The organism is Dactylosporangium cerinum, from assembly GCF_042653625.1.
Classification (GTDB): Bacteria; Actinomycetota; Actinomycetes; order Mycobacteriales; family Micromonosporaceae; genus Dactylosporangium; species Dactylosporangium cerinum.
In genome coordinates this window covers 86105-112304 of the sequence record NZ_JBHSIU010000053.1, presented here as the reverse complement: position 1 = coordinate 112304, position 26200 = coordinate 86105, and the positions used below count along the sequence as shown (strand labels likewise).

Below are 26200 nucleotides of genomic sequence, written 5' to 3'. Positions count from 1 at the left end.
AACGGCCTGCGTCACCAATGGTGTGCGTCACCCAACCGGACAGCAACCCGACCGGACCGGACGACGCAACCGTGGCCCGATGCAATGGATTGCGTCACCCCTTCTACGAAAGGCAGCTGGAATGACCGTCAGCCCGATGCACAGCACCAAGGCCAGCTACATCCGCCGCGACGGACGGTGGGCCGACCTGGAGCGCCTGCGCACGAGCAGCCCGATGTACGACGCCACGATCGAGGAGATCGCCGGCCGCCGTATCCGGGTCGGCCAGCACTGGCTGTCTGACTTCGCCTCGTGCAACTACCTCGGCTTCGACCTCGAGCCGGAGATCATGGACGCGGTCGACCCGTACATCCGCACCTGGGGCACCCACCCCAGCTGGTCGCGGCTGCTGGGCAACCCGAAGCCGTACGTCGAGATCGAGGAGCGCCTCACCGAGCTGCTCGGCGCCCCCGACACCCTGCTGCTGCCGACCATCACCCACATCCACATGTCGGTGATCCCGATCCTCGCCGGCCAGGGCATGATCTTCCTGGACTCGCAGTCGCACAAGACGATCTACGACGGCTGCATGTACGCCAAGGGCCTCGGCGCGACCGTCACCCGCTTCCGCGCCAACGACCCGGAGCACCTCGAGGAGCTGCTGAAGGCCGCCCCCGCCGGCGTCACCAAGCTGGTCGCCATGGACGGCGTCAACTCGATGACCGGTCTCGCCCCCGACCTGGCCCGCTTCGCGCAGGTCTGCCGCGAGAACGACGCGCTGCTCTACGTCGACGAGGCGCACGGCTTCGGCGTCATCGGCGAGCGCACCCCGGACGAGACCTCGCCCTACGGCTCCCGCGGCAACGCGATCGTCAAGTACGCCGGCGAGACCTACGACAACATCGTGCTGGTCGGCGGCTTCTCCAAGTCGTACTCGTCGCTGATGGCGTTCCTGGCGCTGCCGACGTGGCTGAAGAACCACCTGAAGGTCGCCGCCCCGCCGTACCTGTACTCCGGCCCGTCCCCGACGGCGTCCCTGGCCACGGTCATGGCCGGCCTGGACGTGAACGAGAAGCGCGGCGACGAGATCCGCGCCGACCTGTACCGCAAGACGATGCACGTGCTCGACCACGTGCGCGCGCTCGGCCTGTACACGCCGAACACCGGCACCACGCCCATCATCGAGCTGCCCCTGGCCGAAGGCCAGGACATCCAGCAGGTCGGGCAGTTCCTGTGGGACCGCGGGATCTACGTGACCCTGGCCGCCTACCCGCTGGTCCCCCGCAACCAGGTCGGCTTCCGGGTGCAGGTGACCGCCGCGAACACGTACGAGGAGCTGGACCAGCTCAACACCGTGCTCACCGAACTGGCGGGCAGTTCTCAACTGCGAGACGCAGCCTGATGGCCCGGCACCGCGCCCCACGGGAACTTCCCGGGCTGCTCGTCCCCCTGAAGCGGCGGGAGTTCCGCCTGCTGTGGACGGGGATGAGCACCTCCCTGATCGGCGACGGCATCCTGCTCGTCGCGCTGGCCTGGCAGGTGTACGCGCTGTCCGGCGCCCCCGCGGCGATGTCGGTCGTCGGGTTCGCCCTCTCGCTGCCCCAGGTCGCCACGCTGCTGTTCGGCGGGGTGATCAGCGACCGGTTCGACCGGCGGAAGATCATGCTGTGCACCGATCTGGTGCGGGGCGCGGTGCTCACTGTCCTGACCGTGCTGAGCCTGACCGGCGTCGTTCAGGTCTGGCACATCGTCGCCCTGGTGGCGGTCTACGGGGCCGCCTCGGGCTTCTTCGGCCCGGCCTTCGACTCGATCGTGCCGCAGCTGGTGCCGGAGGAGGACCTGGTCAAGGCCAACGCCCTGGACCAGTTCGTCCGGCCGGCGGCGCTGCAGATGGCCGGACCCTCGATCGGCGGCATCCTGATCGCGATCGGGGGTAGCGGACTGGCGTTCGCGCTGGACGCGGCCACCTTCGCGGTCTCCGCGACCTGCCTGTGGCTGATGCGACCGGTGGTGAACGAGGCGGCCGACGAGGCGGCCGGGTCGGTCTGGGAGGAGTTCAAGGAGGGGATGAACTACGTGCGCCGCAACGTGTGGCTGTGGGGCACCTTCCTCGCCGCGACCTTCACCTACCTGCTCTTCATCGGCCCCACCGAGGTGCTGCTGCCGTTCGTGGTGAAGAACGAGCTGCACGGCACCGCCGGGGACCTCGGCCTGGTGCTCGCCAGCGGCGGCCTCGGTGCCATCGCGGCCGCGCTGATCGTCAGTCAGCGTGGTGTGCCGCGCAGCTACATGCCCTTCGTCTACGTCACGTGGACCCTCGCCACCCTCGCGGTCGCGGGGTATGGCATGGCCACCTCCTCGTGGCACCTGGCCATCGCGTGTGCCCTGGTCAACGGCCTGGAGGCGGCCGGCACCATCGCCTGGGCGACCGCGAAGCAGCGGCTCGTGCCCGAGGAACTGCTCGGCCGGGTGTCCAGCGTCGACTGGTTCATCTCGATCGCGCTGGTGCCGCTGTCCTACGCGATGGCCGCGCCGGTGGCCTCCGCGATCGGCGTGCAGAACACCCTCATCGGCGCGGGCGTGCTCGGCGCGATCGTCACCTTCGCCTTCCTCTACCTGCCGGGCATGCGCTCGCCCCGGCAACTGGTGGTGAGCACTTCATGAGCGGCCAGCGGAGCGGCTCGGGCCGCTCATCATGTGACAGGTTGGCTCAGGCCGGCGCCGGAGCGCAGCGGAGGTGACGGCATGAGCGGCCAGCGAAGCGGCTCGGGCCGCTCATCAGGATTGCAGGTTGGCTCAGGCCGGCGCCGGAGCGCAGCGGAGGTGATGGCATGAGTGACCCCATTGAGATGGTCGACAGATTGGGGATGGCGTTCCTGTCCCAGGACGTCGCGGCGGTGCTGGCCTGTTTCGTGCCTGACGACGACATCACCTACGTCGGCAGCGAGGGCGGCGAGTCGGCGACCGGTCGGGTGGAGGTGGAGAAGCTGCTGGAGACCCTCTTCGCCCGGCCGAAGTCCTACAGCTGGCAGGCCACCGCGGCGACCGTGCACACGGTGCCGGGCGGGGCGTTCGTCCTGGCCGAGGCCGACGGTTTCGAACACCACCCGGACGGGTCGACGACGCCCTTCCCCTACCGGGTGACGGGGCTGCTGTCCCGGCGCGCCTCGGGGGTCTGGCTGTGGCGCGCCGTCCAGGGCGCCGAGCCGACCGTCGCTTCCCCAGACTAACAGTGTTAGTTTAAAGGCTATGCGTGCCGTCTACTTCGCCGCCGCGCGGCGGACCCCCATCGGGAAGCTGCGCGGCGGCCTCAGCCATGTCCGCCCCGACGACCTCGCCGCCACTGTCATCCGGACCCTGGTCGAGGGCATCGACCCGGCCCGCGTCGACGAGGTCTACTGGGGCGCCGCCAACCAGGCCGGCGAGGACAACCGCAACGTCGCCCGGATGGCGGTCCTGCTCGCCGGGCTGCCCGAGTCGGTGCCCGGGGCGACCGTCAACCGGCTCTGCGCGTCCGGCCTGGAGGCGGTCACCGTCGCCGCCCGCACCATCGCCGCCGGCGAGGCCGACGTGGTCGTCGCCGGCGGGTCCGAGTCGATGAGCCGGGCGCCGTTCGTGCTGCCCCGCCCCGACGACGCCCTGCCCAACGCGATGTCGATCGCCGACACCCGCCTCGGCTGGCGCCTGGTCAACCCGTTGATGAAGGACCTGCACGGGCTGCTGTCCATGGGCGAGACCGCGGAGGAGGTCGCCGCCCGCCACGACGTCTCCCGCGACCGGCAGGACGCGTTCGCGCTGCGCAGCCACCAGCTCGCCGCCGCCGCCCGGGACGCCGGCCACTTCGCCGACGAGATCATCCCGGTCGAGGGACTGACGTCGGACGAGGGCATCCGCGCCGACACCAGCCTGGCGAAACTCGGCAATCTCAAGCCCGTCTTCAAGGCGGGCGGCACCGTCACCGCCGGCAACTCCTCCCCGCTCAACGACGGCGCCGCCGGCCTGCTCCTGGTCAGCGAGGACGCGCTGGGCGAGCTCGGCCTGGAGCCGCTCGGCCGTTACGTCGCCGGGGCGTCGGCCGGCGTGCACCCGGACGTGATGGGCATCGGCCCGGTCCCCGCCACCGCCCGGGTCCTGGCCCGCAGCGGCTGGAAGCTCGGCGACGTGCAGTCCGCCGAGCTCAACGAGGCCTTCGCCGCGCAGGCCCTCGCCGTCACCGACCAGCTCGGGCTCGACCCCTCCCTGGTCAACCCCTCGGGCGGCGCGATCGCGCTCGGCCACCCCCTGGGCTGCTCCGGCGCCCGCATCCTGACCACCCTGCTGCACCGCATGCGCCGCACCGGCGCCACCCGCGGCCTCGCCACCATGTGCGTCGGCGTCGGGCAGGGCACCGCCGTCCTCGTGGAAAGGTGATCATGTCAAGGTTCGCTGGAAAGGTCGCCGTCGTCACGGGCGCGGCGCAGGGCATCGGCCTGGCGACCGCCCGCCTGCTCGCCTCACAGGGCGCCCGCGTCGCGCTGCTCGACCTGGACGCCGCCCGCGTCCCCGCCGGGGTGGGCACCGCGTACTCCTGCGACGTCACCGACCAGAGCGCCGTCGACCGCACCTTCGACGCCGTCGCCGAGGACCTCGGCTCGATCGACGTCCTGGTCAACAACGCCGGCATCACCCGCGACAACCTGCTGTTCAAGATGCCGGCGCAGGAGTGGGAGTCGGTCCTCACCACCAACCTCACCAGCATGTTCCTGTGCTGCCAGGCCGCGCAGCGGCACATGGTGCCGGCCCGCTCCGGGCGCATCGTCAACCTCAGCAGCCGCTCCGCGCTGGGCGCCCGCGGCCAGGTCAACTACGCCGCCGCGAAGGCCGGCGTGCAGGGCCTCACCGCGACCCTGGCGATCGAGCTCGGCCCCTTCGGCATCACCGTCAACGCGGTCGCCCCCGGCTACATCGCCACCGCGATGACCGCGGCCACCGCGACCCGGGTCGGCAGCACCCCGGAGGACCACCAGCAGGAGGTCGCCGCGCGCACTCCGCTGCGCCGGGTCGGCCAGCCCGAGGAGGTCGCCGCCGTCGTCGCGTTCCTGGCCAGCGACGAGGCCTCCTACGTCTCCGGCCAGACCCTCTACGTGAACGGCGGCGCCCGGTAGTTACTTGACGACGACGTCCAGTTCGACCACGTCGGTGGGTTTCCTGGCGTCGCCTGCGATGTCGACCACGCGCAGTTTGTACGTGCCGGGCACGTACTTGAACTGGAAGCCGAGGTTGCGGGCGGACGCCAGGTTCTCCGAGCCGGATGACATCGCCTCGTTCGGCGCGGTCTTCGGGGCGACCTCGGTGCCGTCGGGCAGGCCCAGGCGGAAGTGCTCGGCGCCCACGTATTCGCTGCTCTTGCCGTTGTACCGGATGTCGAGCTTGCAGGTGAAGACCCGGTTCTCCTTGAGCGCCTGACCGTTGTAGTCCAGGAAGCCGCCGCGCACGTCGCAGGTGGTGAACGTGACCTCGAGGTCGTGGATGCTGAGCTTCTTGTCCTTGAGCACGTTGACCGGCTCGTAGGCGACGACCTCGCCGCCGCCGAGCGGGATCTTGCCCTGGGCCTCCTTGCCGTCGCCGATGAGCAGCGTGCCGGTGCCGATGCTGGCCTTCAGCGGGTCGTACACGGCGAAGGAGATGTGGAAGTTGCTCTTCTGCCCGCCGGAGACCTGTGACGTCTCCTTGAACGAGCCGGAGTATTCCTGACCGTCGACCTGGAACGCGGTCCGCACGCCGTAGGACTGCACGGTGTCGTCGCCGAGGTTCTCCATCTGCACCTCGACGACCAACGGGTCCTCGTCGGCGTCGGCGTCATAGGTCATCTTGCCGAAGGTGAGCTTGACCTGGCCGTACCAGACCGCCTTGTTGATGTCGACGGTCTGCTGTTTCGCGCCCGGCTTGGCGTCCTTGGTGTTGGCCGGGCCGGCCTGATTACCGCTACCGCCGGTGCCGGTGCCGCGGTTGCCGGTCGCGCTCGAGGTGGGCTCGTCGGACTTGTCGCTGCTGACGGCCCGCCAGGTGGCCACGCCGCCGAAGCCGAGCAGCAGCACGACGACGAGCGCGAGGCCGACGATGAGCGCCGTCTTGCCGCCGCCGCCCGTCCGCCTGGGCGGTGGCGGGGTGAAGGGCGGGAAGCCGCCGGGCGGCCCGCCCGGCGTCGCGGGGCCGCCGACGTGCCCGAACTGCGCGGTCGGCGGCGGCCCCCCGAAACCCGTCGGCGCCTGCGCGCCGAACCCGGCGGCACCGGCGACGGGAGCGCTGGCGGGCGGCGTGAATCCGGCACCGGGTGGGTACGCGCCCGGGCCGGCCGCGGGTGAGACCGGTGGCCCGCTCGCCGGGGGTGCGCTGTGCGGCATGCCGCTCGTCGGCGGGGCCGAGACGGGGACCCCGGAGGACGGCGGGAGCCCGCCGATCCATCCGGGCGGGGAGGCCGGCGATCCGGCCGGCGACATCGGGCCGGGCACCGGCGCCGACACCGGTGCGGCGGCGCCCATCGCGGCGGCCGCACCCGCCGGGCCGGAGACGGGCGCACCCAGCGGCGCACCCATGCCCGGTGGACGCGGACCCGCCGGGAACCCCGGATGCATTGCCGTCGCGGGGCCGGCAGCCGGCGCGGGGCGGCTCGGCATCGCGGCGATCGCGCTGCCCAGCGCCACCACCAGCTCCGGCTGCTCGATGATCGTGGGAGCGACGCCGAGCCGCTGGTGCAGCAGGGTGCTGACCATCGGGATGCGGCTCGACCCGCCGACGAGGAACAGCCCGGCGATCTGGTCGGGGCGCACGCCCGCGCGCTGCAGGGTGTTGGCGGTCAGGTCGACGGTGCGTTGCAGGTACGGCCGGGACACCTGCTCGAACTCCGCGCGCGTCACGTGCAGGTCGACCTCGAACAGCGGCACGTGCACGCCCGCGGACGAGGTGCGCGACAGCTGCTCCTTCGCGGTGCGCACGTCCTCGCGGAGCAGGAAGCTGCGCCGGCGGGAGATGTCGTCGGCCGGGTCGGTGAGCTGCCGCCACCGGTCGGCGTCGCCCATCGCGAGGCTCCGGCCGACGTCGGTGAGCAGGGCCGCGTCGAGGTCGACCCCGCCGACGTCGGGCAGTCCGTCGCTGGCGAGCACGTCCCAGCCGCCGTCCGGGCGGCGCCGCAGGACGGAGGTGTCGAAGGTGCCGCCGCCGAAGTCGTACACCACCAGCACCCCGCCGGGCGGGATCTGCCGTCCCATCACGGTGGTGAAGTACGCGGCGGCCGCGATCGGCTCGGGCACCAGGATCGGTGAGGGCATGCCGGCGCGGGACGCGGCGTCGGCGAGGACGGCCCGGCGGTGGGTGGCCCAGTTGGCCGGATAGGTCAGCACGGTGCGGACGGGCATGATGCCGAGGACCCGCGACGCCTCGTCGGCGGTGCGCCGCAGGACGGCCGCGAGCAGGTCGGACACCGGATACTCGCGGGCGCCGAGCAGCACCGTGCCGTCGTCGATGCGGCGCTTCGGGTTGGGCTCGAAACGGCTCGGGTCGAGCCGGGCGCTGCGCTCCGCGTCCTTGCCGGTGAGCAGGTGCCCGTCGACCTCCGCGAACACCGACGACGGCAGCAGGAAGCTCGCGTCGAACAGCAGGGGCTGGCTGCGACCGTCGGCAGAGGTCAGCGCCGCAACCGTGTGGGTGGTCCCCAGGTCGACGCCCAACTGCGAGTCGGATTGCCTCGTCACGCCGACACGGTATCCCCTCCCATCAACGCCTGGGCATACGGCGTCAACGCCGCGCGCCACCTCCCGCCTTTGTGGCCTCCTTGATGGTTTCGTCGGTCTGCACCACGGGCGTGTCGACCAGGTGCTCGGCCAGGAACCAGGCCTCCAGCTCGCCGGTGCGGATCACCTGGGAGACCAGGAGGTCGTTGGTGCCGTCGTCGGCCATCGCGGCCGATTTCGCCGCCGCGTCGTGCGCGTCGGTCAGGATCATCTCGTGGGCCTCGAGCAGCCGCGACAGCATCGCCGGCACCTCCTCGGCGCCGTCCGGCGGGCGCGGCACCCGGGTGAGCTCGGCGACGTGCCGCGGGTCGCCGACCGCGATGCCGCCAAGGGTCTGCACCCGCTCGGCGATCGCGTCGACGAGCTCCAGCTGCTCCCCGGCGTGCTTGTCGAGCAGCAGGTGCAGCTGGTAGAAGGTCGGGCCGCGCATCAGCCAGTGGTGCTTCTTGTACAGGGCGTACAGGATCTGGGTGTCGGCGAGGACCTGGTTGAGCCGCTCGCAGGAGTACATCCTGGTCTCCGCGGACAGCCCGACCGGGAACTGCCGGATCGTGCCGAACCGCTGGATCTCCCGGCCCTGCTGATGCAGCCACGGCTGGCTGCCCTTCTTCTTCGTCGCCGCTGACGTGGTGGTCTTCGCCGCTGGCGCGGCACTCTTCGCTGGTGGCATGGTGGCGCTCTGCCCTGCGCCGCCGGGGGTGAACCTCACCCGGGGGGCGGAACCAGCGGGTGGGTCACGGCGTCACACCTGGTATGACACGCCTGCGCGCGCTCGCCGCCACGTTGGTCCTCCTGGTCGCCGGCTGTGCCGGGTCGGCGCCCGTCGGCGGTGTGGGCACCCCGGGCGCCGCCGTCAACTACCCGCCCGACCAGCTCGTGCTGCGCATCGACGTGTCCGGCGGTATGGTCCCGGTCGCCATGACGGTCACCGAGGTCCCGACCCTGAGCATCTACGGCGACGGCCGGGTCGTCACCAACGGCCCCATGATCGAGATCTTCCCGGGCCCGGCGCTGCCGAACGTGCAGGTGCAGGAGATCCTCGCTGCCTCGAACGTGACGAAGCTGGCGCAGATGGCCCTCGACGCCGGCGTCGGCCGGGAGACCGACTTCGGCATGCCCAACGTCGCCGACGCCCCCACCACCCACATCATGGTCCGCACCGTCGCCGGCGAGCAGGCCAGCGACATCCCGGCGCTGGGCATCGGCGAGGACTCGCTGTCCGCCCCGCACCGCGCCGCCCGCCTGCGCATGCAGCGCCTGGTGGAGGCGCTGACCGACCTGCAGGCGACGCTGGGCAAGGGCACGGTCTCCGAGTCCCGGCCGTTCCCGGCGAAGGGCGTCGCCGCCGTCGCCGCGCCGTGGGCCGAGATGGGCGGCGACCAGGGCGTGCCGCCGCAGGCGCCGGTGGCGTGGCCGGGCCCGGCGCTGCCCGGTGCGGCGGTCGCCGACCGGCCGGGCGTGCACTGCGTCAGCGCGACCGGCGAGGAGGGCACGCGGATCCTCGCCGCCGCCGGGAAGGCCAACTCCCGCACCCCGTGGTCGTCGGCCGGGTCGTCGTGGCAGGTCACGTTCCGCCCGTTCCTGCCCGGCGAGTCGAGCTGCGACGACCTGACACACCGTTCCTGACGACGGCCGGGCTCAGGACTCCGGCCGGGCTCAGGACTCCGGCCGGGCTCAGGACTCCGGCCGGGCTCAGGACTCCGGCCGGGCTCAGGACTCCGGCCGGGCTCAGGACTCCGGCTGGGCGATCCGCTGGCGGACCTGGTCGGCGTCGGGGTGGCCGAGGTCCTCGAGGATGGTGAGAGCGGCCAGCCAGCAGGCGCGGGCCTCCTGCTCGGCGCCGGCCGCCCGGTGCAGGTCGCCGAGGTGGGTCTGGGTCTCCGACTCGCCGTAGCGGTCGCCGATCTCCCGCCACAGCTGGAGGGCCTGCCGGTAGCACTCGGCCGCCGGTTCGTGCTCGCCGAGCTGGTGGTGGATGAAGCCGATGCTGTCCCAGCTGTACGCCTCGCCGGTCCGGTCCCCGATCCGCTGCTGCAGCTCCAGGGCCTGGTGGCAGTGGTCGAGGGCCTCGCGGTGCTCGCCCGACGCGGCGTAGGACCAGCCGAGGTTGGCCAGCGCCGCGCCCTGCCCGGCCTGGTCGCCGGTGGCCCGCAGCAGGTCGAGCGAGCGCAGCAGGTGTCCGATCGCGTCGCGCGGGCGGGCCTGCCGGTCGGCGATGAAGCCGAGGTTGCCGTGCACCCTGGCCCGGCCGGCGTCGTCGCCGATCCGCCCGTAGCGGTCCAGGGCCAGCTCCAGGTGGGTGGCGGCGGCGTCGTAGTCGCGCATCCGGATGCAGGCCCGGCCGAGCTGGTGCGCGCTGACCGCCTCCCCGGCGGCGTCGCCGGCCCGGGCCGCGGCGGCGAACGCGATCCGCTGCGCGGCGAGCAGGTCCGGCCAGTGGCCGCGCCGGTCGAGGTGGTCCACGAGGGTCCACGCCAGCCGCCACGCATGCGCGTCATGGCCGGTCGCGGTGGCCTCCCGCACGGCGGCGAGCAGGGTGTGGTGCTCGACGGCGTACCAGGCGAGGGCCTGCGCCTCGGTCTCCAGCGCACCGCCGGCGGCGACGTCCGGCAGCGGCGTGCGGTGCGGGTCGAGCAGCAGCGCCGCGGTGTGGGCCGTGCGCAGGTAGTGCTCCAGCAGCCGCAGCGTCGCCGCGGCGCGCTCGACCGGGCCGTCGAGGGTGCCGGACAGTTCGGCCGCGTACGCCCGGAGCAGGTCGTGCGCGATGAACCGGCCCGGCGCGTGCTCGGTCAGCAGGCTCGCGTGGGTCAGCTCGGCGAGGGCCCGGCGCGCGTCGCCCGCGGCTCCGGGTGGCGCGGCCACCGTGCCGGGCTCACCGGCAAGCCGGGCAAGCGCGGAAGGCCCGGCAAGCCCGGAAGGCCCGGCAAGCCCGGCAAGCCCGGTCGGCCCGGCAAGCCCGGTCGGCCCGGCAAGCCCGGTCGGCCCGGTCGGCCCGGTCGGCCCGGTCGGCCCGGTCGGCCCGGTCGGCCCAGTCGGCCCAGTGCGTGCGGTCGGCCCGGCAAGCCCGGTCGGCCCGGCAAGCCCGGTCGGCCCGGTCGGCCCGGTCGGCCCGGTCGGCCCGGTCGGCCCGGTCGGCCCGGTCGGCCCAGTGCGTGCGGTCGGCTCGGCAAGCCCGGTCGGCCCGGCAAGCCCGGTCGGCCCGGCAAGCCCGGTCGGCCCGGTCGGCCCGGTCGGCCCGGTCGGCCCAGTGCGTGCGGTCGGCTCGGCAAGCCCAGTGCGTGCGGTCGGCTCGGCAAGCGCGGAAGGCCCGGCAAGCGCGGTCGGGCCGTCGGGGAGACCGCCGGGCAGCGTCGTCGCGGGATCGGGCTCGCCGAGGAGCGCGGTGCTCGGCGCACCTAGGAGCATGGCGCCCGGACCGCCGGGGAGACCGCCGGGCAGCGCCGCCACGGGATCGGGCTCGCCGAGGAGCGCGGCGGCGGCGTCCCGGCCGACGTCCGGCCCGGGCGCGAGCGCGAGCAGCCGGAAGAGGCCGGCGGCGGGTGCGCTCAGCCGCTGGTACGACCAGGCGAACACCGACCGGACGTCGGTGGCCGCGGCGGCGTCGCGCAGCACGGCGAGCCGCCCGCGCTCGGCGCGCAGCTCCCCGGCGAACCCGGCGAGCGGCAGGTCCGGGCGCGCGGCCGCGCGGGCGGCGACGATCACCAGCGCCAGCGGTAGCCGGGCGCAGGCCTCGACGATCGCGTCGACCGCGGCCGGGTCGGCGGCGACGCGGGCCGGGCCGACCCGGGCGGCGAGCAGCCGCCGGGCCTCCTCCGCGGTGAGCAGGTCGAGCGTGACGGGCACCGCGCCGTCGGTGGCGACCAGGCCGGTGAGCTGGTTGCGGCTGGTGACGAGGACGAGGCTGCCGGACCCGCCGGGCAGCAGCGGCCGGACCTGCCCGGCGTGCGCGGCGTTGTCGAGCACGACGAGGAACCGCCGCCCGGTGAGGAGGCTGCGGAACAGCCCGACCCGGGCGTCCAGCTCCGCGGGGATCTGGTCGGGTGCGACCCCGAGCGCGGCGAGGAACGCCCGGAGCGCCTCGTCCGCGGTGACCTCCGCCTCGCCCGGGCCGAACCCGCGCAGGTTCACGTACAGCTGCCCGTCGGGGAACCGGTCGGCGACCCGGTGCGCCCAGTGCACGGCCAGGGCGGTCTTGCCCACCCCGGCGGTGCCGATGACGATGACCGTGCCGGCGTCGGCGGCCTCGTCGAGCCGGGTCATCGCCGCGTCCCGCCCGGTGAAGGCGTCCGGCGCCACGGGCAGTTGCCGCGGGACGCCGCCGCTCGGCTCGGCCCGGACCCGGTCGTCGGCCCGGCTGCGCTCCTCGGCCCGGTCGCGGGCGTCGGCGAGCGCGCCGAGCTCGTCCGGCGCCGCGTCGAGGAGCTGGACGAGCGTGTCGAAGCGGTCGGTGGGCGGCAGGATCTTGCCGGTGAAGTAGCCGCCGATGCTGCCGTGGGACCAGCCGGTGCGGCCGGCCAGCTCCCGGTAGGTCAGGGGCGGGTCGCCGCGCCGCCGCGCCTGCCGCCGGCGCAGGTGCCGCAGCAGCTCGGCGAGGCCCTCGACGCTGGAGACGGCGGTCGCCAGGACCGCCGCGCTGTCGCTGTCCACGATGGACGGCGGTCAGCTCTGCACGGGTGGGCCCGATTCCATCAGGCGGTAGTTGGAGATCTCCTCCGGGTCGGGGGACACCGCGAGCGCCCCCGGGTCCACGACGAGGACGGCGCCGAGCAGGGCACCGATGACGACTAACAGTAAGGATTTGCGCGCCGACACCTTGACTCCTTACCCCGTGCAGTTTTGTAGAGGCCGCAGGATATCAACCGGCCACCAGTCACTCAGCAACATGGATCTTTTCGGTGCGGCGGGCGGGCGCGGATAGGGTCGGCCCATGCGCGTCGAGGAGTTGCTGGCGTTGGACCGGGCCCATGTCTGGCACCCGTACGGGCCGATGCCGGGCCGGAGTGCCCCACTGGTCGCCACGTCGGCGCAGGGCACCCGGATCCGCCTCGCCGCGCCGTTCGAAGGCCACGACGAACTGGTCGACGGGATGGCGTCGTGGTGGTCGGCGATCCACGGCTACCGTCACCCCACCCTCGACGCGGCCGCCGCCGACCAGCTCGGCCGGATGAGCCACGTGATGTTCGGCGGCTTCACCCACGAGCCGGCGGTCTCCCTCGCGGCGCGGCTGGTCGAGCTGACCCCGCAGCCGCTGCGGCACGTGTTCTTCAGCGACTCGGGGTCGGTGTCGGTCGAGGTCGCGATCAAGATGTGCCTGCAGTACCAGCGTTCGCTGGGCCGGCCGGCGAAGCGCCGGCTGTTGACCTGGCGCGGGGGGTACCACGGCGACACCTTCCATCCGATGTCGGTCTGCGACCCGGACGGCGGCATGCACAGCCTGTGGTCCGGGGTGCTGCCGGCGCAGGTGTTCGCGCCGGAACCGCCGGCCGGGTTCGACCCGGCCTACGCGGCGCGGCTCACCGCCCTGATCCACGAGCACGCGCACGAGCTCGCCGCGGTCATCGTCGAGCCGGTCGTGCAGGGCGCCGGCGGCATGCGCTTCCATTCGCCCGAGTACCTGCGGGTGCTGCGCGACGCGACCCGCGCCGCGGACGTCCTGCTCGTGTTCGACGAGATCGCGACCGGGTTCGGCCGCACCGGGGCGCTGTTCGCCGCCGACCACGCCGGGGTCAGCCCCGACGTCATGTGCCTCGGCAAGGCGCTCACCGGGGGGTACCTGTCACTCGCGGCCACCCTGTGCACCGCCGAGGTCGCCGACGGCATCTCGCAGGGCAGCGTCCCGATCCTCGCGCACGGCCCGACGTTCATGGCCAATCCCCTGGCGTGCGCAGTCGCCGGCGCGTCGGTCGACCTGCTCCTGGCCGGGGACTGGCGGGGCGACGTCAAGCGGATCGAGACCGTCCTGGCCGCCGGGCTGGAAGCGGCCCGCGGCGCGAAGGGCGTCGCCGACGTGCGGGTCCTCGGCGGGATCGGCGTCGTGCAGCTCGACCACGAGGTCGACGTCGCGGCGGCGACCCGGGCGGCCGCGGCGCACGGGGTGTGGCTGCGGCCGTTCCGCGATCTGGTCTACACGATGCCGCCGTACGTGACGACCGCCGACGAGCTGGAAATGATCTCGTCGGCGGTCGTCGCGGCCGCGCTTGCCGGTTAGCGGCCCTGCAGTGACTTCACGTTGTCGCCGAAGGTCCAGCTCTTCGAACCGTCCCAGTTGATCGACCAGGTCATCAGGCCCTTGAGCTGGGTGTTGTACGCCTGCGACACCAGCGACGGGGTCATGTAGCCGCCGCCCGCGCCGGACTGGGCGGGCAGCCCCGGGACCTGCTTGTCGTAGGGCACCCGGATCGTGACGCCCTGGATCGTCAGACCGCTGTTGAGGCAGTTCGTCTGCACCTGGAAGCCCTGCACCGTGCCGGCCGAGTAGGAGTCACCGGCGCACCCGTACATGCTGCCGTTGTAGTACTGCATGTTCAGCCACCACAGCCGGCCGTTGTCGACGTACTTCTTGATGATCGGCAGGTAGGAGCCCCAGATCGAGCCGTAGGTGACGCTGCCGCCGGTCACGTACGCCGTCTCCGGCGCCATCGTCAGACCGAAGTTCGACGGCATCTGGGCGAGCACGCCGTCGATGATCCTGATCAGGTTCGCCTGCGACGTGGACAGCGTGTTGATGTTGCCGCTGCCGGTGAGCCCGGTCTCGATGTCGATGTCGATGCCGTCGAAGTTGTACGTCTTGAGGATCGGCACGATCGTCGCGACGAACCGGTCCGCGACGGTGCTGGAGCTCAGGTCGATGCCGGCCGCCGCACCACCGATCGACATCAGGATCGTCGCGCCGGCCGCCTTCGCCGCGCACATCTCGGCGGGCGTGGACACCTTGACCCCGGCGTCCATGCCGTTCTCCCACAGCACCGTGCCGTCGGACCGGATCACCGGGAACGCCGCGTTGATCACGTTGTACCCGTGCTGCTTGATCCGCGCGTCGGTGATCGGGATCCAGCCGAGGCCCGGGTGGACGCCGTTGGAGGCGCCGTCCCAGTTCTCCCAGTAGCCCTGCAGGACCTTGCCGGCGGGCCGCGACTTCACCGCGCAGGTGCTGCCGCCCGGCGACGTCGACGTGGACGGGCTGCTGCTCGGGCTGCTGCTGGGGCTGCGGCTCGGGCTGGCGCTCGCGCTCGGGCTGGTGCTGGGGCTGCGGCTCGGGCTGGCGCTCGGGCTCGTGGTGGGCGTCCCGCCGGTGCACGCACCGAGGTCCTTCCACAACGACGGGGTGGCGGCGGGGTTCCAGCCGGCCCCGGCGTACGCGGTGTGGGTGACGAGGGCCTGGTACAGCTTGCCGCCGTAGGTGACCTGCGTCCCGGCCGTGTACGTGTTGCCCTCCGCCCAGGCGGGCGCCGAGCAGGTGACCGCGGCGGCGTTGCTGGCGGCCTCGGCCTGGGTGACGGTGGCCATGACCAGACCCGCTACGAGCGTCACCGCCGCACCGGCAATCAGGGCAAATGTTCGACGTTGCGCTCTCATGGGCGAGCCCTCCACATCGATGGTTCGATGGGCAGGGAGCGTATCAGTTAAGTTTCTTTCACAAAAGAAGTACCTCTATGTACGCAGGTCGTAGCGTTGCGCGCTTTAAGGTTCCGTTACGTTTCGCCCCCGCGAACCCCTTCCGGCAAGCCCCTTGCGAGGCGAGTTCGGTTGCATCTTGTTGTGATGGGTTCTGTTGATTTTCGTGTGACATCGTTAACATATCCATCAACATTCACCGATGGCCCGCCCGCCAGCAGGACCCAAGGAGAACCCCCATGTCCGCAACGCCCCACCGGCGACGGCTGCTCGGCGCAGCGCTCGCCGCGGTGCTCAGCCTCGGGACGGCGGTGTCCGCCGCACCGCCCGCATCGGCCGCGCCGGCCCAGCCGTCGCCACTGACCACCCCCTGGACGAGCCAGGCGCTCGCCGGCCAGCCGCTGCCGGAGTACCCGCGGCCGCAGATGACCCGCCCCGACTGGCTCAACCTCAACGGCGAGTGGCAGCTGCGCCAGTCGACGACCAACGACAACCCCGTCTTCGGCCAGACCCTGCCGGAGCGGGTCAACGTCCCGTTCCCGGTCGAGTCGGCGCTCTCCGGGATCAAGCGGCCCGCGAACGACAACCGGCTCTACCTGTTCTACCGGCGCACGTTCACCGTCCCGGCCGGGTGGGCCGGGCGCCGCGTCCAGCTGCACTTCGGCGCGGTCGACTACCAGGCCACCGTGTGGGTCAACGGCGTGCAGGTCGGCGGCCACACCGGCGGCTACGACCGCTTCGAGTTCGACATCACCCCGCAGCTCAACGGGGGCACCAACGAGCTGATCGTGCGGGCCTACGACCCGTCGGACACCCCCGGGCTCAACATCGCCCGGGGCAAGCAGGTGCGCAACCCGGGCGGCATCATGTACACGCCGTCGTCGGGGATCTGGCAGACCGTGTGGATGGAGCCGACGCCCACGTCGTCGATCTTCAGCGCCGACCTGTACCCCAACCTCGCCAACAACACGCTGCGGATTCGCGTCTTCACGCGGGGGGACGTCACCGGGCACTCGGTCCTCGCCGAGGCGCTCGACGGCACGACCGTGGTCGGCACCGCCACCGGCGGCTTCACCGAGTTCACCGTCCCGGTGCCAAACGCGCGCCGCTGGTCGCCGGACGACCCGTTCCTCTACAACCTGCGACTCTCGCTGCGCAACAGCTCCGGCGCGACCGTCGACCAGACCATGCACTACTTCGGCATGCGTGAGGTCGGCAAGGCCGTGGTCAACGGCAAGCTCGTGCCGACGCTCAACGGCCAGTTCGTGCTCCAGACCGGCGTGCTGGACCAGGGCTTCTGGCCCGACGGCCTCTACACGGCGCCGGCCGACGCGGCCCTCGCCGGCGACCTGCAGAAGATCAAGGACCTCGGGTTCAACATGGTCCGCAAGCACATCAAGGTCGAGCCGCAGCGCTGGTTCTACCACGCGGACCGGCTCGGCTTGCTGGTGTGGCAGGACATGCCGAGCATGGGTGAGGCGCCGGGCACCGCGGCGCAGCACGCGCAGTGGGAGACCGAGGTCGGGCAGATCGTGGACGAGCACCGCTCCTCACCGGCGGTCATCGTGTACGTGCCGTTCAACGAGGGCTGGGGCGAGTGGAACCTCGCCGACACGACCCGCGTGGTGAACAACGTCAAGAACCAGGACCCGACCAGGCTGGTCAACGCGCACAGCGGGTACAACTGCTGCAACTCCAAGGGTGACCCCGGCAACGGCGACATCCAGGACTGGCACTGGTACGTGGGACCGAACTCCCCCACGCCGACCAGCACCCGGACCGCGGTCCTCGGCGAGTACGGCGGGCTGGGCATCCGCTCCGCCGGCCATGAGTACAGCCCGAACGGCCAGTACTTCGCCTACGAGACGCACCCGAACGGGTTGTCGGCCACCGACCGGTACGTCGCCGTCCAGGCCCAGGCCCTCAACCTGGTCTACACGCGCGGGCTGGCCGGCATGGTCTACACGCAGCCGTTCGACGTCGAGGGCGAGTTCAACGGCTTCTGGACCTACGACCGGCAGGTGCTCAAGTACGACGGCGCCCGGATCCGCGCCGCGAACCAGCAGATGATCGCGGCGTCGAAGCGGCTCAACACCGCCGGCCCGCCGCCCGGCGCGCCGGTCACCGGCCCCGGCGGCAAGTGCGTGGATGTGGCCGCGGACGACACCGGCGGTAATGCCTCCGCCGTGCAGCTGTGGGACTGCCAGCTCAGCGCCGTGGACCAGCACTGGTCCTGGGACGGCACCGCGCTGCGCACCCTTGGCCGGTGCATCGACGCGACCGGTAACGGCACCGCCAACGGCACGCTGATCCAGCTCTGGGACTGCAACGGCGGCGGCGCGCAACAGTGGGTGCCGCAGACCAACGGCTCGCTGCGCAACCCGCAGTCCGGCCGCTGCCTGGACTCGCCGAGCGGCTCCACGGCCAACGGCGCCCGGCTGCAGCTGTGGGACTGCAACGGCAGCGGCGCGCAGGTCTTCCGCCTCGGTGGCGGCTCCCCCGGCGCGACCTTCGTCAACGGGCCTGGCGGCCAGTGCGTGGACGTGGCGGCGGACGACACCGGCGGCAACGGGGCCGCCGTGCAACTGTGGGGCTGCCAGCCCTACGCCGTGGACCAGCACTGGGCGTGGGACGGCACCGCCCTGCGCACGCTGAACCGGTGCATGGACGCGACCGGTAACGGCACCGCCAACGGCACGCTGATCCAGCTCTGGGACTGCAACGGCGGCGGCGCACAGCAGTGGGTGCCGCAGCCGAACGGTTCGCTGCGCAACCCGCAGTCGGGGCGCTGCCTGGACTCGCCGAGCGGTTCGGTGAGCAACGGCGCACGGCTGCAGTTGTGGGACTGCAACGGCAGCGCGGCGCAGGTGTTCCTCAAGCAGTGACCGCGTGAACACGGCGGGGGGTGGCGGCTCGCTGCCCCCGCCGTCTCGATTTGTCAAGAGTTGACAAAACCCGATATCGGCGCGAATCTCCGTATGGACGTCCGCATCCCCTTTTCGTTCCCGCCCCCTTGTCGTACCCCGCCCCATCACGGCGCCGCCCCGCCAGGCGCGCGCGTGCCAACCATCCCTCGGCGCATCGACGGCTGGTGATGGCTCGCGCGCTGACATCGTTGACACTGGCGACGGCGGCGAGACAACCCTCACCGAAACGGCAGGTTGCCGCATGACCATCCGTCACCCCCGCCTTGGTAGAACCCCTCGCAGACGCACCTGGTTCGCGGCGGTCGCCCTCGCCGCCGGCCTGATCAGCGCCACCGTGTCCACCGAGCCGGCGGCCGCCGCCCCCGGCGACTGGTCGACCGGCTTCGAGGCCGGCGAACCGCAGCCGACCTGGACCAACAGCGTCGAGAACAGCAACGGCATCGGCGGCTACTGCTGCTCGCTGACCGGCATGGAGAGCATCCCGGGCACCGGGACGGCCCACACCGGGACGACCGCGCTGCTGTACTCCGGCAACGACCTGAGCGCGACGACGTCCTTCTCGTACAACCGGGTCTTCGACGTCGACATCCCGGTCGGTGCGGCCAGCACGCTGTCCTACTGGGTGTACCCCCAGTCCGGCGGCCATCTCGACGTCGCCGTCGACCTGATGTTCACCGACGGCACCAACCTCCGCGACTCGGGCGCGGTGGACCAGTACGGCGTGCGGGTCCACCCGACGTTCCAGGGCAACGGCTCGACCCTCGGCTTCGACCGCTGGAACTTCGTCACGTCGAACATCGGCGCGGTCCGGGCCGGCAAGACGATCGACCGGATCATGGTCGCCTACGACCAACCGCTGAACACGGGCCTGTTCCGCGGCTGGTTCGACGACATCCAGATCACGGCCGACGGCGGCACGGCCGGCCGGCTGTCGGACTACGTCGACACGCGGCGCGGCTCCAACTCGAGCTTCAGCTACTCGCGCGGCAACACGTTCCCCGGCACCACGGTCCCGAACGGCTTCAACTTCTGGACGCCGGTGACCAACGGCAACAACGACAGCTGGCTGTACGAGTACAACGCCACGACCGTGCAGGGCTTCGCGATCAGCCACGAGCCCAGCCCGTGGATCGGTGACTACGCGCAGCTGCAGGTCATGCCGATGACCGGGGCGGTGAAGTCGACGCCGGACTCGCGCAAGTCGACCTTCAGCCACGCCAACGAGGTGGCGAAGGCGCACTACTACAAGACCCAGCTCGGCACGTACGGCATCACGACGGAGATCACGCCGACGGACCACGCCGGCGTCATGCGCTTCACGTTCCCGTCGGCGGCCGAGTCGGTGATCCTGTTCGACACCGTCGACAGCGCCAGCGGCTCGCTCACCGTCAACAACGCCAACCGGACGATCCAGGGCTCGATCAACCACCGCGGCCAGACGCTGTACATCTCGGCCACCACGGACAAGGCGATCGCCGCCTCGGGCAACATCACCGGCCAGGGCGCTACCAGCTGGGTCCGCTTCGCCACCGCCGCCAACGAGCAGGTGACCCTGAAGATCGGCACCTCCTACATCAGCGTCGCGCAGGCCACCGCCAACCTCAGCCAGGAGGTCGGCTCGAAGAGCTTCGACACGGTGCGCGAGGAGGCCGCGACCCTGTGGGACTCGACGCTCGGCAAGGTCCGCATCGAAGGCGCCGGCAGCGACAGCATGACGACGTTCTACTCGAACATGTACCGGTCGTTCATGTACCCGAACAACCGCTCGGAGATCGTCGGCGGGGTCCGCAAGTACCACAGCCCCTACGACAACACGGTGCACGACGGCCAGATGTACGTGAACAACGGCTTCTGGGACACGTCCCGCGCGGTGTGGCCGCTGTACACGCTGCTCGCGCCGACGAAGACCGGTGAGATGCTCGACGGCATCGTCAACGCGTACAAGAACTTCGGCTGGACGCCGCGCTGGACCGGGCCGGGCTCGATCGACATCATGGTCGGCACCAACCAGGACCTGGCCTTCGCCGACGCGTACATGAAGGGCGTGCGCAACTTCGACTACCAGGCGGCGTACGCGTCGATGGTGAAGAACGCGAGCACCTACTCCGGCGCCGGCAACAAGGGCCGCAAGGGCATCCAGACCTCGGTCTTCAAGGGGTACGTCGCCACCGACGTCCTCGGCGAGTCGGCCGCGTGGACCCTCGAGGACGCCACGAACAACTTCGGCATCGCCCAGATGGGCCAGGCGCTCGGCTACACCGAGGACGCCGCGTACTTCCGCAACCAGGCCCTCGACTACACGAACCTGTTCTCCCAGTCGGTCGGCTTCTTCCGCGGCAAGCAGAGCAACGGCTCGTGGCGCACCACCGACGCGAACTTCAAGCCCAACGAGTGGGGCTGCGAGTTCACCGAGGGCGCGCCGTGGCACTACGCGACCGCGGCGCCGCAGGACCCCAACGGCATGGCCAACCTCTACGGCGGCAAGACCCAGCTGTCGGCGAAGATCGACTCGGTGCTCGCCGCGTCCCGTGACTTCCTGCCCGGCTGCTACGGCGGGACGATTCACGAGATGTCCGAGGCGTACGACACCAACATGGGTCAGTACGCGCACTCCAACGAGCCGATCCACCACATGCTCTACATGTACAACTACGCCGGCACCCCCGCGAAGACGCAGAACCAGGTCCGGCGGGTGCTGACCACCCTGTACAACTCCGGCGCCGGAACGGGCAACGGCTACCTCGGCGACGAGGACAACGGTGAGATGTCCGCCTGGTACGTCTTCTCCGCGGCGGGCTTCTACCCGGCCCGGATGGGCTCGACCGACTACACCATCGGCGCGCCGCTGCACCCGAAGACGACCCTGTCGCTGGAGAACGGCAAGACGTTCGTCGTCAACGCACCCGGGGTCAGCGACACCAACCGGTACATCCAGAGCGCCACCCTCAACGGCGTCACCTACACGAAGAACTACCTGACCCACGCCGACCTGCTGGCCGGCGGCACGCTGAACTTCGTGATGGGCCCGAACCCGTCCTCGTGGGGCACCGGCGCGTCCGACATCCCCGGCTCCCTGACCACCGGCACCGCGGCGCCGGTGCAGCTCAAGGACCGGGCCACCGGCAGCACCGTCACCGCCACCGCGGAGAACGGCACCGCCGAGGGCCGCGCCATGCTCGTCGACGACACGTCGATGACGAAGTGGCTCGCGTTCGCGAACACCGCCACCATCACCTGCCAGCTGACGGCTTCGGCGACGGTCAAGCAGTACACGCTGACCTCCGCCGACGACGTCCCCGGCCGCGATCCGAAGAACTGGGTCGTGCAGGGCTCCAACGACGGCGTCACGTGGACGACGGTCGACACCAGAACGAACATCGACTTCGTCGACCGGCGCCAGACCAGGGCGTTCGTCATCCCGAACACGACCGCCTACGGCCGCTACCGGATCCAGATCACCGCCAACCACGGCGCCGCCGAGACCCAGCTGGCGGAGTTCGAACTGCTCGCCTGACGCTCGTGCACTGATGTCGAGGGCGGTCACCGATTCCGGTGGCCGCCCTCGCGCCTCTGTCCGGCTTTTCGGTTTCCCGGTTTCCCGGTTGCGGTTGCCGGTTGCCGGCTTGTCGGTTGCCGGCTTGTCGGTTGCCGGCTTGTCGGTTGCCGGCTTGTCGGTTTTGTCGGCTTATCGCACGCGGGTCGGCGTCAGCCGGTCCTCGATCAGCGCCGCAAGATCCGTCGTCTCGTCGTCGTGCCGCACCGCGAACCGGTGCTGCCCGTCCCGCCCCGCATCGAGCAACACGTCGGCGCCGACCGGATTCGCAACGGTCGTCAGCCGCAGCGGACCGGACGCGTGCATCGCCACACAGTCGAACCACTGCAGGAACGGGTCGCTCTGCCGCACCCCGGGCACCGTCCCCTGCCGCACCTCGCTGTGCTCGAAGCTCCACCCGAGCTCCCGCACCGCATCAAGCACCCGCCACTGCGCCACCGTCGGGTGCACGGTCACCGGGTCCACCCCGACGTCGCGCCACTCCCCGCCGACCCTGACCGTGGTCCGCACCCGCACCGCCACCGCCGCCAGGTGCACCCCCGCGAACTGCGTGAACGGCGTCTCCCACGGCACAGCCTGCTCGAACGGAATCGCCCGGCCACGCCCCGCCCGCAACGTGAACCCAGCAGACAGCTGCCCCCGCAGGAAGTCCACCTCAACCCCACTGACCACAGTCATGAGCGTCACGACGACCGCCTCGACAACCAGGTCCTCCCGCCCCCCACCAAGATGAACCTGCCCCGCCGCCATCGTCCCCGGCCGCACCCCACGCTCGTCGAGCATCGCCGATCCGTACACCCGATGCTCCTCGCCACCACAATTCGACACCAACACGTGCCACTGTACGGTCCACCCCTCCCACCCACCATTCCCCCAGCTCACCCCACCCACAGATCCCCCCAAACAAGCATCACCACCCACCCCCCGCTGGTGATCCGAGTGGAGCGAAGCTCCCCCACCGCGAAGCAAAGGCGAAGCCGAGCAAGCACCCCAGCAAAGGCGAAGCCGAAGGCGAGCAGCACCGTCCCCAGACAACAGCGCCGCAACCGCGTTGAGGGGGTGTGGGTGGAGCGAAGCTCCCCCACCGGGGAGCGAAGGCGAAGCCGAGCGCGAAGAACGCGGAAACCTGAATGGCAAGAGGCCCCCGCCGCGAAGCAGGGGCCTCTCAAGGTTGTAGCGGGGACAGGATTTGAACCTGCGACCTCTGGGTTATGAGCCCAGCGAGCTACCGAGCTGCTCCACCCCGCGTCGGCTTGTTTAGGTTAGCGCACGGTTGTGGGGAGTTCCAAATCGCTTACGGGTGACCGTGTCCGGCGTCACCGCCGGTCGTGAAGGGGGCCGCCGCACGCGAGCTGCGGCGGCCCCCTTCGTCGATCAACCGGAGGGTGCGGGCGACACCGTGACCGTCGGCGACGGATTGGCGCTCGTCGACGTGCTGGGTTGCGCGCCCGGTGAGGTGCTCGCCGACGGGGTCGGTGTCGCCGCCTTCACCGCCGCCTCGTAGCGCCCGATCGCGTCCTGCAGGGCCTTGAGCGCCCGGCCGTACGCCTCCGGGTCCCCGGAGATCTGCGCGGCCTTCAGGTCGGCCAGGGCCTTGTTCATGGCCGCGATCGCGTCCTGCACCTGCGGCGAGCCGCCGGGGTTACCACCCGTGGAAGGGGTGCCCGGGTCGGTGGTGTCGCCGGTGCCCGGGACCGGCGCCTGACCGGTCGCCTGTTTGACCAGCTCGGCGAGGCCGTCGGCCAGGTTGTTGGCGTAGGCCTTGTAGTTCGGCCCGTAGGCGACCAGGACCTTCTGCAGCGTCGGGAACGTCTTGTCGCTCTTCGTCCGCAGATAGATCGGCTCGACGTACAGCATGCCGTCGGCGACCGGCAGGGTGAGCAGGTTGCCGTAGATGACCTCGGAGTTGTTCGAGCTGAACTGGGTGATCTCGCGTCTGGCGTCGGCGATACCGGTCATGGCGCTGTGCATCTGCGCCGGGCCGAGGGTCGCCGTGTCCGGTGGCAGCTCCAGGATCTCGAACACGGGCTTGCCGTCGACATAGGACGCCGACATCAGCGCCGCCAGGTTGCCCCGGCTGCGCGGTGCGAGGGCCGTCGTGAGCTGGAACCGGGACTGGTCCTGGTTGGGCAGCTTGGCCACGATGTAGTACGGCGGCTGGTCCGCGGTCGGGTTGGCCGGGTTCTTCGGCACCTCCCAGAAGTCCTGACCGGAGAAGAAGCCGTTCGGCGTGGTGACGTGGAAGCGGCTGAGCAGGTCACGCTGGACCTTGAACTGGTCCTCCGGGTAGCGGAGGTGGTCCATCAGCGAGGCCGAGATCGCCGAACGCGGCTTGACCAGCTTGTTGCCGAACGCCTTGTTCCACGCCTTCAGGATCGGGTCGCTCTCGTCGAAGGCATACAGGCTGACCTCGCCGGTGTACGCGTCGACCGTCGCCTTCACCGAGTTGCGCAGGTAGGACACGTCCTGGCGCGGCTCGGGGAACATCCGGCTGTTGGTCGAGGAGTCCTGGATCGCGGTGTTCCAGTCGATGCGTTGCGCATACGGGTACGTCGCCGACGTGGTGTAGCCGTCGACGATCCACTGGATCCTGCCGTCGACGACCGCCGGGTACGGGTCGCTGTCCAGCGTCAGGAACGGCGCGATCTTGCGGACCCGGTCCTCGGGGTCGCGCACGTACAGCACCTTGGAGTTGTCGTTGAAGACGTCCGAGAGCAGGAAGTTCGTCTCGCGGAAGTAGGCGGCGTAGAGCAGGCGGCGCCAGTAGGAACCGACCGCGACCCCGCCGGAGCCCTCGTAGCTGCTGTACGAGTCGCCGGCGTTGGCGGTGGGGCGGTCGTACTCGGCGCCGCTGCCGCCGGCCATGCGACCGGTGACCGCGTAGACGTCGCCCATCTGCTCGCCGTAGTAGATCCGCGGTTCCTTCACCGGGATCTGGTCGGTCGTGGACGCGCACTGCTGACCCTGGTCGCCGACCGGCTTGGTCTGCTCGGTGAGGAAGCCGGAGACGTAGTACGGCTGGCCGTTGCAGACGACCTGGTTGGCCGGTGAGGCGACGAACCCGTAGCCGTGGGTGTAGACCGAGTGCCGGTTCTGCCAGTTGTTCTCCTGCAGCCCCGCGTAGTTGATCTCACGGACGCCGACGACGTAGTCCTGCGTCTTGCCGCCGATGGTGTACCGGTCGATGTCGAGCTTCGTGTTGAACTCGTAGAAGCCGCGGACCTGCTGCTGCTGCGTGTAGGTCTCACCGACGACGGTGGGGTCCAGCAGGCGGATGTTGGCGACCGTCTCGTCGACCGACGGCAGGTTCGTCGGTGGTTTCTGTTCTCTCGACGCATACGGTTTGACCTGGACGGTGTTCAACCCGTAGGCCAGTCTCGTGGCGTCGATGCTGCGCTGGAAGTATTCCGCCTCCTTCTGCAGCTGGCTCGGCTTCACCGTGAACGACTGCACCGCGGCCGGGTAGATGCCGCCGACCGCGACCGCGGACAGCGCCAGCAGGCCGAGCGCCAGCCCGGGCCACACGAGGTTGCGCATGAACGCGTTGGAGAACACCAGGATCGCGATCGCCACGACGATCGAGATCCAGGCGAGGATCTCCTTCGCCGGCAGCAGCGCGTTGACGTTGGTGTATCCGGCGCCGTACAGGTCCTGGGTGGGGAACTTGTCCAGCAGCAGCCCGCGCCGGTCCAGGAAGTACGCGGCGGCCTTGAGCAGCACGAACGCGGCAACCAGCGCGGTCAGGTGGGCGCGCGCCGCGGTGGTCATCCGCTCGCCGGCACCCTGCAGTCGGACGCCGCCGAAGAGGTAGTGCAGGGCAAGGGCACCGAGCAGCGAGAAGACCACCGCGGTGAAGGCGACGCCCAGCACGTAGCGCCAGAACGGATACTCGAACACGTAGAAGCTCAGGTCGACGTGGAACTGCGCGTCGGTCTGCCCGAACGGCGTGCTGTTGCTGAACAGCAGCCACTCCTGCCAGTGCCCCTGCGCGGACAGCCCGGAGAACAGCCCGATCAGCCCGGCGACGGCGACGACCCAGATCGTCATGTGCGGCAGCAGGAAGAGCCGGTAGCGGTCCAGCGCGTGCTGCTCGGCGGAGTGCGGCCGCAGCAGCGGACGGGTCCGGTACGCCAGGTAGAGGTTGCCCGCGATGGTCAGCCCGACCGCCGCCCCGAAGATCAGGAACATCCACAGGCGGGTCGTGAGCACCGTCGAGAAGACGCCGGTGTATTTGACCTCGGAGAACCACAGGTAGTCGGCCCAGGCCCCGACGACCCGGTCGAAGAGGGTGAAGAGCAGGAAGACGACCGCCAGCACGACGATCGTGACCCGACCGCGTCGGCTCACCCTGGTCATCG

General features: G+C 71.1%; 16 protein-coding genes and 1 tRNA gene. 9 read left to right on the top strand and 8 right to left on the bottom strand.

Translation table 11 applies throughout. The annotated features are described in order from the left end of the window. The first annotated feature begins 136 nt into the window (after positions 1-136). The 5 genes from ACFPIJ_RS37460 (at position 137) to fabG (ending at position 5123) form a co-directional block, all read left to right on the top strand. Positions 137-1381 (top strand): aminotransferase class I/II-fold pyridoxal phosphate-dependent enzyme, encoded by a 1245-nt coding sequence (locus tag ACFPIJ_RS37460; protein ID WP_380122535.1) that lies wholly within the window; start codon positions 137-139, stop codon positions 1379-1381. Further along, positions 1381-2643 (top strand): MFS transporter, encoded by a 1263-nt coding sequence (locus ACFPIJ_RS37455; RefSeq protein WP_380122533.1) that lies wholly within the window; start codon positions 1381-1383, stop codon positions 2641-2643. The genes ACFPIJ_RS37460 and ACFPIJ_RS37455 overlap by 1 nt, the downstream gene beginning before the upstream one ends. A 167-nt stretch (positions 2644-2810) precedes the next feature. Next, on the top strand, positions 2811-3209 hold the full coding sequence (locus ACFPIJ_RS37450; protein ID WP_380122531.1) for a YybH family protein: 399 nt from the start codon (positions 2811-2813) through the stop codon (positions 3207-3209). A 19-nt stretch (positions 3210-3228) separates the two neighbouring features. Further along, complete coding sequence (locus ACFPIJ_RS37445) at positions 3229-4389, top strand: thiolase family protein (RefSeq protein ID WP_380122529.1); 1161 nt, start codon at positions 3229-3231, stop codon at positions 4387-4389. Positions 4390-4391: 2 nt separating this feature from the next. After that, positions 4392-5123, top strand: a complete 732-nt coding sequence (gene fabG, locus ACFPIJ_RS37440; protein ID WP_380122528.1) for a 3-oxoacyl-ACP reductase FabG — start codon at positions 4392-4394, stop codon at positions 5121-5123. Here the strand turns inward: fabG and ACFPIJ_RS37435 are convergent, their stop codons facing one another. Together ACFPIJ_RS37435 and ACFPIJ_RS37430 are read right to left on the bottom strand one after the other, a co-directional pair. Next, complete coding sequence (locus tag ACFPIJ_RS37435; protein WP_380122526.1) at positions 5124-7709, bottom strand: Hsp70 family protein; 2586 nt, start codon at positions 7707-7709, stop codon at positions 5124-5126. Positions 7710-7752: 43 nt separating this feature from the next. After that, the gene (locus ACFPIJ_RS37430) at positions 7753-8418 is read right to left on the bottom strand and encodes a Dps family protein (RefSeq protein WP_380122524.1); all 666 of its coding nucleotides are present in this window, start codon (positions 8416-8418) and stop codon (positions 7753-7755) included. Between the two features lie 83 nt (positions 8419-8501). Between ACFPIJ_RS37430 and ACFPIJ_RS37425 the strand changes: the two genes are divergently transcribed. Continuing rightward, positions 8502-9374, top strand: coding sequence for a hypothetical protein (locus ACFPIJ_RS37425; protein ID WP_380122522.1), 873 nt, complete (start codon positions 8502-8504; stop codon positions 9372-9374). Positions 9375-9476: 102 nt separating this feature from the next. On the opposite strand, the gene ACFPIJ_RS37420 is transcribed toward ACFPIJ_RS37425, so the two are convergent. Together ACFPIJ_RS37420 and ACFPIJ_RS37415 are read right to left on the bottom strand one after the other, a co-directional pair. Continuing rightward, a complete protein-coding gene (locus ACFPIJ_RS37420; RefSeq protein WP_380122521.1) occupies positions 9477-12395 on the bottom strand; it encodes a tetratricopeptide repeat protein in 2919 nt (972 codons plus the stop codon). Between the two features lie 12 nt (positions 12396-12407). Continuing rightward, complete coding sequence (locus tag ACFPIJ_RS37415; RefSeq protein ID WP_380122519.1) at positions 12408-12560, bottom strand: hypothetical protein; 153 nt, start codon at positions 12558-12560, stop codon at positions 12408-12410. A 115-nt stretch (positions 12561-12675) separates the two neighbouring features. Here ACFPIJ_RS37415 and ACFPIJ_RS37410 point away from each other — a divergent pair, with 115 nt between their 5' ends. Beyond that, positions 12676-13956, top strand: coding sequence for an adenosylmethionine--8-amino-7-oxononanoate transaminase (locus tag ACFPIJ_RS37410; protein WP_380122517.1), 1281 nt, complete (start codon positions 12676-12678; stop codon positions 13954-13956). On the opposite strand, the gene ACFPIJ_RS37405 is transcribed toward ACFPIJ_RS37410, so the two are convergent. Next, positions 13953-15254 carry a carbohydrate-binding protein gene (locus ACFPIJ_RS37405; protein WP_380122684.1) on the bottom strand — a complete coding sequence of 434 codons (1302 nt, stop codon included), beginning with the start codon at positions 15252-15254 and terminating at the stop codon, positions 13953-13955. The two genes, ACFPIJ_RS37410 and ACFPIJ_RS37405, sit on opposite strands and share 4 nt — an antisense overlap. Positions 15255-15601: 347 nt before the next feature. On the opposite strand from ACFPIJ_RS37405, the gene ACFPIJ_RS37400 reads away from it, so the two are divergent. Together ACFPIJ_RS37400 and ACFPIJ_RS37395 are read left to right on the top strand one after the other, a co-directional pair. After that, positions 15602-18247 (top strand): ricin-type beta-trefoil lectin domain protein, encoded by a 2646-nt coding sequence (locus ACFPIJ_RS37400; RefSeq protein ID WP_380122516.1) that lies wholly within the window; start codon positions 15602-15604, stop codon positions 18245-18247. Positions 18248-18623: 376 nt separating this feature from the next. Continuing rightward, positions 18624-21803, top strand: a complete 3180-nt coding sequence (locus ACFPIJ_RS37395; RefSeq protein ID WP_380122514.1) for a GH92 family glycosyl hydrolase — start codon at positions 18624-18626, stop codon at positions 21801-21803. Positions 21804-21974: 171 nt separating this feature from the next. On the opposite strand, the gene ACFPIJ_RS37390 is transcribed toward ACFPIJ_RS37395, so the two are convergent. The 3 genes from ACFPIJ_RS37390 to ACFPIJ_RS37380 form a co-directional block, all read right to left on the bottom strand. Beyond that, positions 21975-22640, bottom strand: a complete 666-nt coding sequence (locus ACFPIJ_RS37390; RefSeq protein ID WP_380122513.1) for a sporulation protein — start codon at positions 22638-22640, stop codon at positions 21975-21977. Positions 22641-23016: 376 nt separating this feature from the next. After that, positions 23017-23090: transfer RNA gene (locus ACFPIJ_RS37385), tRNA-Met, on the bottom strand. A 126-nt stretch (positions 23091-23216) separates the two neighbouring features. Further along, entirely contained in the window at positions 23217-26198 is a 2982-nt protein-coding gene (locus tag ACFPIJ_RS37380; RefSeq protein WP_380122511.1) for a UPF0182 family membrane protein, read from the bottom strand. Positions 26199-26200 lie beyond the last annotated feature (2 nt).

Bases quoted from the DNA above. Each gene is read 5' to 3' on its own strand.
- ACFPIJ_RS37455 (WP_380122533.1), top strand. From the start codon at position 1,381: ATGGCCCGGCACCGCGCCCCACGGGAACTTCCCGGGCTGCTCGTCCCC.
- ACFPIJ_RS37405 (WP_380122684.1), bottom strand. From the start codon at position 15,254: ATGGCCACCGTCACCCAGGCCGAGGCCGCCAGCAACGCCGCCGCGGTC.
- ACFPIJ_RS37400 (WP_380122516.1), top strand. From the start codon at position 15,602: ATGTCCGCAACGCCCCACCGGCGACGGCTGCTCGGCGCAGCGCTCGCC.
- ACFPIJ_RS37425 (WP_380122522.1), top strand. From the start codon at position 8,502: ATGACACGCCTGCGCGCGCTCGCCGCCACGTTGGTCCTCCTGGTCGCC.
- fabG (WP_380122528.1), top strand. From the start codon at position 4,392: ATGTCAAGGTTCGCTGGAAAGGTCGCCGTCGTCACGGGCGCGGCGCAG.
- ACFPIJ_RS37445 (WP_380122529.1), top strand. From the start codon at position 3,229: ATGCGTGCCGTCTACTTCGCCGCCGCGCGGCGGACCCCCATCGGGAAG.
- ACFPIJ_RS37450 (WP_380122531.1), top strand. From the start codon at position 2,811: ATGAGTGACCCCATTGAGATGGTCGACAGATTGGGGATGGCGTTCCTG.
- ACFPIJ_RS37380 (WP_380122511.1), bottom strand. From the start codon at position 26,198: ATGACCAGGGTGAGCCGACGCGGTCGGGTCACGATCGTCGTGCTGGCG.
- ACFPIJ_RS37410 (WP_380122517.1), top strand. From the start codon at position 12,676: ATGCGCGTCGAGGAGTTGCTGGCGTTGGACCGGGCCCATGTCTGGCAC.
- ACFPIJ_RS37460 (WP_380122535.1), top strand. From the start codon at position 137: ATGCACAGCACCAAGGCCAGCTACATCCGCCGCGACGGACGGTGGGCC.
- ACFPIJ_RS37430 (WP_380122524.1), bottom strand. From the start codon at position 8,418: ATGCCACCAGCGAAGAGTGCCGCGCCAGCGGCGAAGACCACCACGTCA.